We start from the raw sequence: 13,875 nt of genomic DNA on the forward strand, positions 1-13,875 counted from the left end.
CATCCTAACTGAAAATCAATAAAAATGTGAAATTCAATTGTAAAGGTTTTTAACAAACGAGCGTTTAAATGATTGAGCAAACTTTACTGTCGGGGTATGCTGGTTTAAATCACTTGTTTAAAAAGGATGTTTGAATGTCGTTTCCACACTTATTAGAACCTTTAGATCTCGGCTTTACACAGCTGAAAAACCGCGTGTTGATGGGCTCAATGCACACGGGGTTAGAAGAAGAAAAAGGCGGATTTGAGAAACTGGCAGCTTTTTATAAAGAGCGTGCTCAAGGTGGCGTCGGGTTAATCGTTACTGGCGGTATCGCACCTAATTTACGTGGCCGTTTAGCGCCACATGCCTGCCAATTAAGCTTTTCTTGGCAAGTGGGTAAACATAAAATAGTTACCGATGCTGTGCATGAAGCGGGCGGTAAAATCTGTATGCAAATCTTGCATGCGGGTCGTTATAGCTATCATCCTTTTAGCTTAGCGCCGAGCAAAGTAAAATCGCCCATTACCCCGTTCACTCCCTCTGCGATGTCTGCTCGTCAAGTACGCTCGACGATTAAAGACTACGCTACCAGCGCGGCATTGGCGAAAAGAGCTGGTTATGATGGCGTTGAAGTCATGGGCTCTGAAGGCTATTTGATCAATCAATTTATCAGTTCGCGCACCAATAAACGTACCGATGAATGGGGCGGCAGTTATGACAATCGGGTTAAGTTTCCGATTGAAATCGTTAACGCTATTCGTCAGAAAGTAGGCAGTGACTTTATTATTGTGTTCCGTTTGTCGATGCTCGACTTAGTCGACAATGGCTCAACGTGGGATGAAGTGGTTCAGCTGGCAAAATCGCTTGAACAAGCCGGTGTGAGTATTATTAATACCGGTATTGGTTGGCATGAAGCACGTGTACCGACGATTTCGACCAGTGTACCGCGTGGTGCTTTTTCTTGGGTAACAGAAAAGCTCAAAAAAGAAGTCAAGATTCCGTTAATTGCCACCAACCGAATTAATACCCCAGAAATTGGCGAGGCGATTATTGCATCAGGTCAAGCTGATATGGTATCGATGGCCCGGCCATTTTTAGCAGATGCAGAGTTTGTGAATAAAGCGGCAGCTAATACCCCAGAGTTGATTAATACCTGCATTGGTTGTAACCAAGCTTGTTTGGACCATACTTTTGCGATGAAGCGGGCAACCTGTTTGGTTAATCCCCGTGCTTGTTATGAAACCGAAATTAATTTTACCCCAACAACCAGTAAAAAACGTATCGCTGTTATGGGCGCCGGTCCTGCGGGAATGGCGTTCTCGGTATACGCAGCGTCGCGTGGACATGAAGTGGTATTGTTTGAAGCCAAGTCTGAAGTCGGTGGTCAGTTTAATTTAGCGCGTAAAATCCCGGGTAAAGAAGAGTTTAGTGAAACTATTCGATATTTCATTAACCAAATTAAACTGCATAACGTTGAACTGCGTCTAAACACTAAATTGGATGCGGCAGTGCTGGCCAATGAGAAATTTGATGAAGTGGTCATCGCCGCTGGTGTGGTACCACGAGCGTTGGATTTACCGGGTTTTGATAATCCTAAAGTGGTCGATTACCAACAAGTATTAACGGGCCAAGTTGAAATGGGTAAAACGGTAGCATTAATTGGTGCTGGCGGTATTGGTTTTGATATGGCGCATTTCTTATGCGAATTAGAATCGAGCACTTTGCAACCGGATAAATGGTTAAAACAGTGGGGCATTGATAAAACCTATCAGAATGCTGGCGGGTTAACTGAAGAAGCCGAACATATTCCTGGTCGTGAAGTGTATTTATTGCAACGTAAAACTACCAAAATGGGCAAAGGTTTAGGTAAAACTACTGGCTGGATCCATCGCAGCGTGTTGAAGCAACATCAAGTGCATATGAAAACCGGCGTAATCTACGAAAAGTTTGATGAACAAGGCCTTCACATTAAAATAGGTGAACAATCTGAAATTCTTGCTGTAGATAATGTGGTGTTGTGTGCCGGACAAATGTCGAATCGCAGTTTGGTTGATGAAATGAAAGCCACAGGATTACCTGTACATTTAATTGGTGGGGTAGATGTGGCGGCTGAATTAGATGCCAAACGCGCTATTCGCCAAGGTGCAGAACTCGCGATGAGTATTTAATTGTCACAGAGTTTCTAGTGTGAAATAACGTCCACAATTTGCGTTGTTTCGGCCTCTGATGCGTCAATATAAAAAGCCTTCTGTAATGCAGAAGGCTTTTTAGTATCCCAATAAAATAAGTCAGGATACAATCGCGCCAAACTTTAGCGGCTGACTTATTTTACTGTGCTAGGACGCAGTTTTAGAACCTTATCAATATCTTCAGCGCAATGACGCTCAGGAACTTGTTCCCATTCTTCGCCCCAAGAGCGATTGATGATACGACCACGTTGGACCCCTTCACGAGTTTCAAGCAATTTAGCCCAACGAACAACATTGGTATAAGTCTCTACTTCTAGGAATTCGGCAGCCTCATATAAATTGCCTAATACTAAGTTGCCATACCAAGGCCAAATAGCAATATCTGCAATGCTATATTCTTCACCAGCAATAAAGGTGTTTTTTGCCAGTTGTTTATCTAGCACATCTAACTGGCGTTTAACTTCCATAGCAAAGCGATTAATTGGATATTCCTGCTTTTCATCGGCATAAGCATAGAAGTGACCGAAGCCGCCACCGAGGAATGGCGCTGAACCTTGGGCCCAGAACAACCAGTTAAATGTTTGCGTTCTGGCTTTGCCATCTTTAGGGAGGAATTGGTTAAACTTCTCTGCTAGATGAACCAAAATTGAAGCAGATTCAAACACGTTTTCGTCTTCATTAGCTGATTTATCCAATAAAGCAGGAATTTTTGAGTTTGGATTAACGGCAACGAACCCTGACGAGAATTGATCCTTTTCCCCGATGTTAATCAGATAAGCATCATATTCAGCTTCTTTAATGCCTAAGGCCAGTAGCTCTTCTAACATGATAGTTACTTTTTGCCCGTTTGGTGTGCCAAGAGAGTAGAGTTGCAAAGCATGCTCTCCGACAGGCAGCACTTTATCAAATCTTGCACCTGACTCAGGGCTATTAATGTTCGCCCACTTATTAGCGCCATTGTTATTATTTTGCCACACTTTAGGCGGGGTATATTGGTTAGTCATAAAATATCCTTGTACAACCTGTTAGCAGGTTAAGTAAATTGATAATGCGCTTAGCACAATGTTGTTAGTGTAGCGTGTAAAGCTTTAATGTATTAGCATCAACGCGTATGAGTTATGCTTATATTGTTTAAATACAGCATGTGAGTTATTTATTACAGGGCATCCAGTTGTTCACTTAATTCGATTAAACTACTGGCGGTTATGTCTGGTTCAATGCCCCACGGGTCAAATATTTTTTTACTGTCTCTTTTGATCCAAGCCGTATTCAGTCCGGCGGCTTTTGCACCAATAACATCCCATGGATTACTCGACACCATCCAACAATGATTGAGGTCAGATTGGGTGCGAGTCATTAAATAATGGTAAACGGCGGGGTTAGGTTTAAACGTCTTTAGGTCATCAACACTGATAACGTCATGGAGCTGCGGTAAAACGCCTGAATTTTGCATAAGCGTACGAACCGCAACTTCAGGTCCATTTGAAAAAGCGGCGAGGGTATGACCTTGATTGCGCAGTAACGCTAGCCCAGGAATGACATCATCAAAAGCCGTGAGTTGACTAAATTTCGCCAGTAAATCTTGTTGTTCGCTGTTTGACAGTGTGACGTTGAAAACAGACAAACAATATTGTAAAGCTTGCTGGGTACACACACCAAAATCTTCATATTGCTGCATTAAGCCACGACGAAACGCATATTCGACTTTTTTATCGTGCCATAATTGACCAAATGCTTGTGCCTTGTCGCCAATCAATTGCTGCAGATGCTGGCCCATATCCACTGGATCCACTAATGTGCCGTAAACATCAAATCCAATCATTTTATGCATGTTCATTGTTCCATTTGGGTTATGAGCCAAGTGCTTAAGCTCTTTATCATTTGATATACTTGCCAATAAGTTCTATTTGTAGCGAGTTAGCGTGCTCATAATGTGAGCCATGAGTTACTATAAACTAACTATATCATTCGTTCAATTACTATTTTGAACGAACGTTCCAAATGGTGTGAGTTATTAAATGATATTAGCTTGCTCTGCAATATTGGCTCTCAAGGAAAACTTTGATGTAGAGTTAATTCATTGTATTATATTGATAAAATTTATTGAAGGTAATGTTAAATGGAGTGTCCTCGTTGTAAGGGTATCTTTGCCCGTAAAGCGCTTAAACAAGTCCGTAAAGGTAAACATGGGGTTGAAACACAGTGCCCTAAATGTGATCAATGGTTGATGTTCGAGCCTAAAATGATGATGACCAAAAATATTGGCTTATTCATTTTGTTGGTATTCAGTGTGGCTAACTTCTTCATCGACAACACTGATTATCGCTTAATATGCTCGTTTTTAGGTTTTGCTGGTGCTTGTATTGCTTTTTATGGCGTATTTAAAAGTAAGCTTATTGCAGCGCAGGAGTAATGGGTAATGAGTAATGAGTAATTTTAGCGATGGTGTGGAAAAATAGCGCTATATCTTGCAGGTGTAGATACAACTAAGTCGTTTGCTATGCTATAGCGTATTTAAAAGAGAGGTGATGCTGATTACCTCTCTAAAGCGATGTTGATTATTATCCCGAGCTGAGATTATGTAGATATCCCAAACTGTGATTATTTAGAATTTCTCATCATTTCGTGATGAGATTGAAACTCTTCAGTATCAATAAACTTATTGTGGTCCAAATCGATACGCTCAAACATTTCATCACAATCCGATGCGTTTTTTAATAGTCGCCCTTCAGATTGATGCAATGCTTGCCTGGCTTTTTGAAAGCGTTCAAATTCCTCTTCAGATATCAATTTGTCTTGATTAGTATCAAAATCGGAAAATGCAGGCATCTGAGACATTCTCATCATTCCATTTTCATTTCCAATAACATTAGCTGACATAAAAATAGTCAGACAAACGAGTAATACTGATAGAACATAGCTACTCATAATATTCTCCTTGTTAACTTTCCAATATTATTATACGCCTATTTACCCACGTAAAAAACAAGGTTATATAAAGTGTGCAAATTGATCATATTACTTTTTAGCAAACATAACGATTCACTCATGACTATGTGGGAAAAAGCAATTGATTGAGGTTTAGCCAGTAATGAGACCATTGTGTTTGCTGACAAGAGGGTTAACTATCGCCTCAGAAATGTGCAGCGTTTAGGCAACCAGCGGTTATGGTTAACCCACTTGCTGCTTAATTAAAAAAAGCGGTTTAATTCGGTATTAACTCGGGGGGAATTCGCTGTCAACTTGAGTTAGCTTGGCGTTAATTAAAGGAGAAGGGCTAATTAAATAGGGAGACATTAACCTGACAATTTATTCGATAGCGTATTCGATCACTTATTCGATAATTTGTCGGAATGTCTCCCTAGGTGTTCACATGAGTGAATAAACGATCGATTTAATACTCGTCGCTGTTTGCATCACTCATGCGCTCGCGTCTTTCTTGGGCTTCTTCAAATGCAGCGTTAATTTCTTCTAATACAGAATCGACGTCAGCCGCTGTTGTGTCTTCTTCAAATAAACCGGTCAATTGTGTTTCCGGCGTTAATTCACCTTGTTCGTACAAGGCCCACATTTCTTTAGCATATTTTGTTGCGGCTAATTCTGGGGCAAATTGAGAATAATAGTCTGTCATATTATTCACATCACGAAATAACATCGCTTTGGCATTATTGTTTGCTGATGCATCAACAGCTTGGGGCAGGTCAATGATAACCGGTCCATTCTGATCTACGAGCACGTTAAACTCTGATAAATCGCCATGAACAATACCTGCACATAACATTCGTACGACATAACCCATCATAACGTAATGCTGCGTTTGCGCTTGTTCAGCACTCATCTGAGTAACATCATTTAATCGAGGTGCAACATCACCATGAATATTGGTGATCAACTCCATCAATAGCACTCCATCAAAGCAGCCATAAGGCACTGGTACTCTAATTTTAGCGGCGGCGCATTTATATAACGCGTCGACCTCGGCATTCTGCCAAGCTTTTTCTTGTTCTTCACGACCGTATTTAGAACCTTTTTCCATGGCTCTACCACGACGACTGTTTTTGGTTTTTCGACCTTCTTGATATTGTGCTGCTTTTTTAAAACTGCGCTTAGTGGCTTCCTTATACACTTTGGCGCAGCGAATCGCATCGCCACATCTGATCATATAGACCGTAGCTTCTTTGCCACTCATGAGTTGGCTTATCACTTCATCGACGAGACCATCGTCAACCAGTGGTTGTAATCGTATAGGCGTTTTCATAGCGTCGTTATACCTTACTTGCGCGCTGGATGATATATCTAAGGAAATAATTTTTACTTGCTGATGGGCTACTGATTAAATGAGGCTCAATAGTACTGAATTTGTGCTTTGTAGACTCTTGTTTATTGGATAGAAATGCTGTAGCCGTTCAGCTAAATATAGTCGATTTTGATCCTTTTACCGAATGATATCGATGGGGTGAATGTTGAGTTATCACTAAAAAGAGCAGCCAAACGTGTTATATTAGCGGCCGTCATTTAGCGTAATGATATCAGTTACGCCTATAGATAAAAAGATTGCTGATGATACGCCTAAACTAACGTTAGGTATAAAGGCCATCATTTAACGCAGTATAATATCTTGTATTTAATGATGGAGAACTTCAGCAAGACTTAAGTTCTTCTTCAGTCAGTATTGAGTGATGAGTAGGATAATCTTTTTTGATTTAGTTATTATTTGATTCTTATCTGAATCGGCTATTATTTGAAGCGATTATTGTCGATAACTCATTGAATAGTGATTCCAAAATTTGGCATGGAAGTCATCATGCACGCCTATTTTTTTTAACATTTTAATAGAGTTTTTATGAAACGGACCTTACTTTTAACACTATTTGTTTTTTCTAACGCCGCAACCGCAGTTGAACCTTTATTTGAAACCCCCAAAGATATGCAACCAACATGGATTGATGACATTTTGTCGGTTTTTGGCGCGGATGGTGAATTCGATGATACTAAAGCTATTGATATGAGTTATTTACCTACGGCTTATTACACCCCAGAGAAAAAGTTTGGTGTGGGTTTACTTATGGTGGGGTTATACAAAACAGATAACGCATCAAGTGAACAACAGCCTTCATCATTGGTGTTGAATTCATTTGCTTCTGTGAACAATTCTTATGGCGTCACGGTAGAAAATATGACGTTTTTAAATCAAGGTAAACAGCGTTTGTTGCTTGACTTAGAACTGCATAATGAAGCTGCTGTTTATTATGGAATAGGGATTGAACAAGGCGACCAAGACCTTAATCATCATGAGTTCAAAGAACAACTGTATAGTTTTAAGCCGCGTTGGATGACCGAAGTTGCCAGTAACTATTTTATTGGTGTGGGTGCTGACTTTATTTATACCACGGCCGACAGCTTAGAATTAGTCGCAACAGAAGCTCCTGTGGATTCAAGTACGCTTCTGCCAGACAACTTTAGCTCAGGTGTTGTAGTAACCAGTATTTATGATTCAAGAGATTACCGTTTAAACGCAACAAAAGGCTGGTTATTTCAGGTTGATGCTGGATTATACCAAAATGACCAGTTCGATTCGTTTTCTACTTATAATATTGAATTAGCGAACTATATTGATTTAGGCTCGACACCGGGTTTAATCGCATGGCAAGTGCAAGGTCATCTAACCAGTGGCGATGTACCTTGGAATCTATTACCTGATCTTGGTGGCTCCGACGCGATGCGAGGTTACATTAGAGGCCGATATCGTGACGAGCAAATGATGATGGGGCAAGTTGAATATCGCTTACCAGTGTTCCAACGTTATGGCATGGTATTTTGGGGCGCTGTTGGTAGTGTGGCACCTAAAGTGAGTGAGCTAACCGATACGCTATTAACGGCCTATGGCACAGGATTTCGATTCAAAATTAAAGACAATATTAATTTACGATTTGATGTAGGGGTCGGTGAAAATGAAACTAACTTCTACCTAAATGTGAATGAAGTCTTTTAAGGCGATACTATTGATGATGACAGTAATGTCGCGAGTGAAGCTTATGCTTATGATGACCGGGTGTCGTAACAACAGGTCGTTGGCGGTAGCTGGTGTCCTAGTCCCGAGAATACTGATAAGTGTGTGTTTGGTTAGTGGCTTATTGCAGAGTAATAGTGCCTTGGCCAGTGACATTCCACACAGTTGCCAGCGAAGCTTTAATTACGCTATTTATCTCAGTGGTCTACACACTGGTAAGATGAACCGTACTGAGAACTGGCAGGGTAAATCTGCTGTTATAACCTCAAAGAGTGAAGCCAGTATTCTAGGGATTGGCACTCAATATCAACAACGTACTGAGTTATCGTGGTCAAATAACCGCAATGAATGGCTAACCGATAGTTTTCATCAGCAGGTAACCGGTTTTCGCTCACGAGACATGCAAGCCACTTTTTACAATAATGGCCTTGAGTCACGAGTGGATGTTGATGGCGATATTGAGAATTATACCTCAAGCCAAATACCATTAAGGGATGTAGACACCTTAGCCATTCAAATCCGCGAAAACTTACTCGCTGGCCGACGTCAATTTGCGTTAATTAGGCAAGCTTCAGATGCAATTGAACCTTATCAATTTTATGTAAAGGACGAATTAACCGCTACCATTGCGTCTTTGGGGGAGATACAACTTATTCCGGTGGAGCAAACCGGGGCCGAAGAGGTGACGTATTACTTTGCACCAAGTATGAATTATCAACTGGTGAAAGCCCATTATCATGGGATGATTTTGCAAGGTGTTATTGAGCTTGAACATTATGTTTCATCTTGCGATACCATGACGGAGAGCTAACCTTACCTCGTGTTACGTCATTAGGCTTATTGACGCGTCAATGAGCCTAATTTTCACGGTATTATTGCCATAAATGGACACTATAGAGAATTGATTTACTCGTTATGGGAGGTGGCTGACTCATCACTATTTATGCTAGTTATTTTAGCATTAGCCATTATCTACTCTAGCCATAGCCATTATCTACACTAGCATTAATCATTATTAGCACGAGTCAATAATGATTAAAGGATTAATCTCGATACCTTAATATTAGCCAAGCAAGATCATCAATAGACTTTTTTCTGTACAAGCTATCAAGCAACAATATCCCTTCGATAAGCTCGATGGCGTTAGTTGCTGACTAACCTGATGAAATCGTGTCGTCTATGTTATATGATTTTGGCTGGTGAATATGCCCCAAAATTTTTATCGAATAGGTATAATCTGCTGCTGATGTTCCCATTGGAGATACCATGGCCAAGGTGATCAATAAAGCCATTTTTAGCAGTCGAATATTATCGATAAATCTGGTGACCTACCATACTCATCATCGTGTGATGACACATATCGATCCGGTACAACAAGGCCGCTATTACAAACTCAACTTTGTTCTTGTACAACCTAAAGTGGGCGGGGTGTTTCGTTGTGCCAAATGCATCATGAACTTATGGGGACGAGTATATTTATTTCGTCCAGATAAATATGAGCATAGCGTGACTAAGATTGAGACGGGTAAACGTGTGTTGCTAAGTGTTGCTTTGAACATCTAGAAGGGTGTTAACGGGACGATAAGTTAACGTTCGTGGACAAGTTTAGGGTTAGCCTGTAATTGTTGGGTTAACGCAGTTGTTGGCTTATGAGTGTCATTGGTTGAAACATATTGACGTTTAGCCACCACTTGTACACCTTCAGTTGATAGTTTGAGGTTTAAATCACCCTCAGGTACACAACAACAGGGCAGACATTCATCTGATTTAAGTTCAGCTAGTGGCTCGGAGAAGTATTTAACTTCTCCTGATATCACTGTGGTTTTACACGCGCCGCAAAATCCATTACGACACTCTGAAAACACTTTTACTTTTTTCGACTCAAGCGCTTCTAATAAGCTTGAATGTTGGCCGTCAAATAAAATAACCGGCTGTCCTTTCAAGCTCACGATAGGGGCTTTTTTGAAAAAATTTTTATAGGTCAAAATCTAAAAACTCGTCGCCATCAACAGAAGAATCAATTTGACCAACAAGATAAGATGACACTTCTACTTCTTGTGGGGCAACCTGTACTGCATCACTTTCTAACCAGTTTTTCATCCACGGTAGTGGGTTTGACTGTTCATCATAAGGTTGAGGTAAGTGAACTGACTTCATCCGTTGGTTAGTAATAAACTCAACGTACTGGCATAAAATCTGTTCATTTAAGCCAATCATCGAACCATCTTTGAATAAGTACTTAGCCCACTCTTTTTCTTGTTCTGCCGCTTTAACAAATAAGTCATACGCTTCTTGCTTACACTCTGCAGCAATCTCTCCCATTTCAGGGTCGTCTTTACCACCTTGCATCAGGGCTAAAATGTGTTGTGTACTATTGAGGTGTAATGCTTCATCACGGGCAATTAAGCGAATGATTTTAGCGTTACCTTCCATGACCCGGCGCTCTGCAAAGGCAAACGAACAGGCAAAACTGACATAGAAGCGAATCGCTTCTAAGGCATTAACTGACATCATGCACAAATATAATGACTTTTTAAGAATACGTGAATTAACGGTGATTTCTTTACCGTTAATAATGTGCGTTCCTTCACCTAACAAGTTATTAATCTGGGTGAGGTTAATTAAGTCATCGTAATAAGCGGCAATGTCACCGGCACGCTTTAAAATTTCGTCATTTTGCACAATATCGTCAAATACCACAGATGGGTTATTAACAATATTACGAATAATGTGGGTGTACGAACGCGAGTGAATGGTTTCAGAAAACGACCATGTTTCTATCCACGTTTCTAATTCTGGTAGCGATACCAAAGGCAAAAATGCCACATTCGGTGAACGGCCTTGAATTGAGTCGAGTAATGTTTGGTATTTTAGATTTGATAAGAAAATATGCTGTTCATGTTCAGGCAAATTACCGAAATCAATTTTGTCACGGCTGACATCAACTTCTTCTGGACGCCAGAAAAACGATAATTGCTTTTCAATTAGCTTTTCAAAGACTTCATATTTCTGTTGATCGTAGCGTGCCACATTAACCGATTGACCGAAAAACATAGGTTCTTTGGTAGAATCGTTAGGTGTTTGACAAAATGTTGAGTAAGCCATTATTTAGGTGTCCTGAAAACGCATTTTTCAAAAAGCGGGGAAGGCCCCCGCTAAATATACATAAAGTGATGATTAGATCTTACAAGCACCGCCACCACAACCATCGTCTTCTTCTTCGACAGCAATAATGTCGTCAAACTGATCAGAAGCACCGTCACGAGTATTATGATAATACAATGTTTTAATGCCCAGTTTGTAGACGCTTAACAAGTCTTTTAACAATGTTTGCATCGGTACACGACCGCCTTCAAAACGGCTTGGGTCATAATTGGTGTTAGCCGAAATAGCTTGGTCGATAAACTTCTGCATTAAACCAACAAGTTGGATGTAACCATCGTTGTTTGGCATATTCCACAGCAGTTCATACTTATCTTTCAGTAATTCAAAATCAGGAACGACTTGCTTTAACTGACCATCTTTACTGGCTTTAACGCTAATTAAACCGCGTGGAGGCTCGATACCATTAGTCGCATTTGAAATTTGCGATGAGGTTTCAGACGGCATTAGCGCAGACAAGGTTGAGTTACGTAAACCGTACTGCTTAATGTCGCTACGTAAGCTTTCCCAGTCCATGTGCAATGGCTCGTCACAAATCTTGTCTAAATCACGCTTGTAGGTGTCGATAGGTAAAATACCTTTCGAATAAGTTGTCTCGTGGAATAACGGACATGCACCTTGCTCTTTTGCTAAGTTCATCGACGCTTTCAGTAAATAAAACTGAATTGCTTCAAAGGTTTTGTGAGTTAAGTTATTAGCTGAACCGTCTGAATACTTTTTACCGTTTTTAGCTAAATAGTTAGCAAAGTTAATCACCCCAATACCTAAGGTACGACGGTTCATTGAACTCGTTTGCGCAGCTTTAATTGGGTAATCTTGGTAATCAAGTAAGTTATCTAGCGCACGAACAGCTAAATCAGCTAATGGTTCAAGCTCTGATAAATCTTTAATTGCGCCTAAGTTAAGTGCTGACAAGGTACACAACGCGATTTCACCGTCTGGATCATCGATGTTTTTAAGTGGCTTAGTCGGTAAAGCAATTTCTAAACATAAGTTAGATTGCTTAATTGGCGCAACTTTAGAGTCAAACGGGCTGTGAGTATTACAGTGATCGACGTTTTGAATGTAGATACGGCCAGTAGAAGCACGTTCTTGCATCATCAATGAAAACAGTTCAACCGCTTTAATTTGTTTTTTGCGGACATTGCTGTCTTGTTCATACTGAAGGTATAAACGTTCAAACTCAACTTGGTCTTCAAAGAATGCATCGTAAAGACCAGGCACGTCTGATGGGCTGAATAGACTGATATATTCGCCTTTAATCAAACGTTGGTACATTAATTTGTTTAACTGCACACCGTAGTCAAGATGACGTACACGGTTGTCGTCAACACCACGGTTGTTTTTTAGTACTAATAGCGATTCAACTTCTAGATGCCATAAAGGATAGAATAGCGTTGCTGCACCGCCACGTACGCCGCCTTGAGAACACGACTTCACTGCAGTTTGGAAATACTTATAAAATGGTAAACAACCGGTGTGGAATGCTTCGCCGCCACGAATAGGGCTACCAAGGGCACGAATACGACCCGCATTAATACCAATACCAGCACGTTGGCTAACGTATTTAACGATAGACGATGCAGTCGCATTGATTGAATCTAAGCTGTCATCACACTCAATCAATACACATGAGCTGAACTGACGTGTAGGGGTACGCACACCGGCCATGATTGGTGTTGGTAAAGAAATCTTAAACAGAGACGTCGCGTCATAGAAGTCTTTAATGTACTTCAAACGAATTTCTTTTGGGTAACGGGCAAACAAACATGCTGCGACTAAGATGTATAAAAACTGGGCGCTTTCGTACACTTCATGGGTGACACGGTTTTGAACCAGGTATTTACCTTCAAGTTGCTTTACCGCGGCATAAGAGAAGTTCAAATCGCGCCAATGATCGATATAGGTGTCGAGTGTGTCTAATTCTTCACGGCTGTAGTCAGCCATGATATGCATGTCATATTTACCCAGTTCAACTAATTTGGTGACATGGTCATATAACGTTGGTGGTTCAAATTGACCAAACGCTTTTTTACGTAAGTGGAACACCGCTAAGCGGGCAGCCACAAATTGGTAGTCGGGTGACTCTGGAGAGATCAAGTCAGCCGCAGCTTTAATGATCGTTTCATGAATGGCTTCTGTTGGAATGCCATCAAAAAACTGCAGATGAGATCGAAGTTCTACTTCAGATACTGAGACGTTTTTTAATCCCTTGGCTGCCCAAGTGATTACGCGATGAATTTTATCTAAATCGATAGATTCACGTTCGCCACTGCGTTTAGTGACTGTCATATTGCTATTCATTGAAGAGAGGCCTTGGTTCTATATCTAATCATGTGATCTGTTGTTGGATGCAGTGCTGCTTGATTCGATCCGAACCAGTTACAAAACAATTCCATGTTAAAACAATCAACCTGATGTACTCACAACGTGGTAGTTAAACACCAGTACGTTCAGTTAGCCACTACATCCTTTGGAACGTCGTGGAGTAGTGTTTTGATTGTCAGCCACACACAAGATATGGTGTTATTT

Annotated in this window: 12 protein-coding genes; 5 read left to right on the plus strand and 7 right to left on the minus strand. The window is 40.7% G+C overall.

The window, feature by feature from the left end:
* Positions 1-134: 134 nt before the first annotated feature.
* Positions 135-2,150 carry an NADPH-dependent 2,4-dienoyl-CoA reductase gene (locus CXF88_RS12150; RefSeq protein ID WP_101087068.1) on the plus strand — a complete coding sequence of 672 codons (2,016 nt, stop codon included), beginning with the start codon at positions 135-137 and terminating at the stop codon, positions 2,148-2,150.
* A gap of 155 nt (positions 2,151-2,305) precedes the next feature.
* On the opposite strand, the gene yghU is transcribed toward CXF88_RS12150, so the two are convergent.
* Entirely contained in the window at positions 2,306-3,175 is an 870-nt protein-coding gene (gene yghU, locus CXF88_RS12155) for a glutathione-dependent disulfide-bond oxidoreductase (RefSeq protein ID WP_101087069.1), read from the minus strand.
* 152 nt (positions 3,176-3,327) lie between these two features.
* Positions 3,328-4,002 (minus strand): haloacid dehalogenase type II, encoded by a 675-nt coding sequence (locus CXF88_RS12160; protein ID WP_242445141.1) that lies wholly within the window; start codon positions 4,000-4,002, stop codon positions 3,328-3,330.
* Between the two features lie 288 nt (positions 4,003-4,290).
* Here CXF88_RS12160 and CXF88_RS12165 point away from each other — a divergent pair, with 288 nt between their 5' ends.
* Positions 4,291-4,584: a hypothetical protein gene (locus CXF88_RS12165; RefSeq protein WP_101087071.1), complete on the plus strand. Its 294-nt coding sequence runs from the start codon at positions 4,291-4,293 to the stop codon at positions 4,582-4,584.
* 188 nt (positions 4,585-4,772) lie between these two features.
* Here CXF88_RS12165 and CXF88_RS12170 read toward each other — a convergent pair whose 3' ends face one another.
* Together CXF88_RS12170 and CXF88_RS12175 are read right to left on the minus strand one after the other, a co-directional pair.
* Positions 4,773-5,099: an EF-hand domain-containing protein gene (locus CXF88_RS12170; protein WP_101087072.1), complete on the minus strand. Its 327-nt coding sequence runs from the start codon at positions 5,097-5,099 to the stop codon at positions 4,773-4,775.
* A 466-nt stretch (positions 5,100-5,565) separates the two neighbouring features.
* On the minus strand, positions 5,566-6,429 hold the full coding sequence (locus CXF88_RS12175) for a PA4780 family RIO1-like protein kinase (protein ID WP_101087073.1): 864 nt from the start codon (positions 6,427-6,429) through the stop codon (positions 5,566-5,568).
* A gap of 585 nt (positions 6,430-7,014) precedes the next feature.
* On the opposite strand from CXF88_RS12175, the gene CXF88_RS12180 reads away from it, so the two are divergent.
* The 3 genes from CXF88_RS12180 (at position 7,015) to CXF88_RS12190 (ending at position 9,744) form a co-directional block, all read left to right on the plus strand.
* Positions 7,015-8,163, plus strand: a complete 1,149-nt coding sequence (locus CXF88_RS12180) for a BamA/TamA family outer membrane protein (RefSeq protein ID WP_101087074.1) — start codon at positions 7,015-7,017, stop codon at positions 8,161-8,163.
* Positions 8,164-8,179: 16 nt separating this feature from the next.
* Positions 8,180-8,992, plus strand: a complete 813-nt coding sequence (locus CXF88_RS12185; protein WP_242445154.1) for a hypothetical protein — start codon at positions 8,180-8,182, stop codon at positions 8,990-8,992.
* Between the two features lie 455 nt (positions 8,993-9,447).
* Entirely contained in the window at positions 9,448-9,744 is a 297-nt protein-coding gene (locus tag CXF88_RS12190) for a hypothetical protein (RefSeq protein WP_101087075.1), read from the plus strand.
* Positions 9,745-9,767: 23 nt separating this feature from the next.
* Here CXF88_RS12190 and yfaE read toward each other — a convergent pair whose 3' ends face one another.
* The 3 genes from yfaE to nrdA all read right to left on the minus strand — a co-directional run bounded on the left by yfaE (position 9,768) and on the right by nrdA (position 13,647).
* Positions 9,768-10,166, minus strand: a complete 399-nt coding sequence (yfaE, locus tag CXF88_RS12195) for a class I ribonucleotide reductase maintenance protein YfaE (RefSeq protein WP_101087076.1) — start codon at positions 10,164-10,166, stop codon at positions 9,768-9,770.
* Positions 10,156-11,286, minus strand: a complete 1,131-nt coding sequence (gene nrdB, locus CXF88_RS12200) for a class Ia ribonucleoside-diphosphate reductase subunit beta (RefSeq protein ID WP_101087077.1) — start codon at positions 11,284-11,286, stop codon at positions 10,156-10,158. The genes yfaE and nrdB overlap by 11 nt, the downstream gene beginning before the upstream one ends.
* 72 nt (positions 11,287-11,358) lie before the next feature.
* Positions 11,359-13,647, minus strand: a complete 2,289-nt coding sequence (gene nrdA / locus CXF88_RS12205) for a class 1a ribonucleoside-diphosphate reductase subunit alpha (protein WP_101087078.1) — start codon at positions 13,645-13,647, stop codon at positions 11,359-11,361.
* Between the last annotated feature and the right edge of the window lie 228 nt (positions 13,648-13,875).

The organism is Shewanella sp. ALD9, from assembly GCF_002836315.1.
Taxonomy (GTDB): domain Bacteria; phylum Pseudomonadota; class Gammaproteobacteria; order Enterobacterales; family Shewanellaceae; genus Shewanella.

Bases quoted from the DNA above. Each gene is read 5' to 3' on its own strand.
- nrdB (WP_101087077.1), bottom strand. From the start codon at position 11,286: ATGGCTTACTCAACATTTTGTCAAACACCTAACGATTCTACCAAAGAA.
- CXF88_RS12150 (WP_101087068.1), top strand. From the start codon at position 135: ATGTCGTTTCCACACTTATTAGAACCTTTAGATCTCGGCTTTACACAG.
- CXF88_RS12160 (WP_242445141.1), bottom strand. From the start codon at position 4,002: ATGCATAAAATGATTGGATTTGATGTTTACGGCACATTAGTGGATCCA.
- CXF88_RS12180 (WP_101087074.1), top strand. From the start codon at position 7,015: ATGAAACGGACCTTACTTTTAACACTATTTGTTTTTTCTAACGCCGCA.
- CXF88_RS12170 (WP_101087072.1), bottom strand. From the start codon at position 5,099: ATGAGTAGCTATGTTCTATCAGTATTACTCGTTTGTCTGACTATTTTT.
- CXF88_RS12165 (WP_101087071.1), top strand. From the start codon at position 4,291: ATGGAGTGTCCTCGTTGTAAGGGTATCTTTGCCCGTAAAGCGCTTAAA.
- CXF88_RS12190 (WP_101087075.1), top strand. From the start codon at position 9,448: ATGGCCAAGGTGATCAATAAAGCCATTTTTAGCAGTCGAATATTATCG.
- nrdA (WP_101087078.1), bottom strand. From the start codon at position 13,647: ATGAATAGCAATATGACAGTCACTAAACGCAGTGGCGAACGTGAATCT.
- yghU (WP_101087069.1), bottom strand. From the start codon at position 3,175: ATGACTAACCAATATACCCCGCCTAAAGTGTGGCAAAATAATAACAAT.
- CXF88_RS12185 (WP_242445154.1), top strand. From the start codon at position 8,180: ATGACAGTAATGTCGCGAGTGAAGCTTATGCTTATGATGACCGGGTGT.
- CXF88_RS12175 (WP_101087073.1), bottom strand. From the start codon at position 6,429: ATGAAAACGCCTATACGATTACAACCACTGGTTGACGATGGTCTCGTC.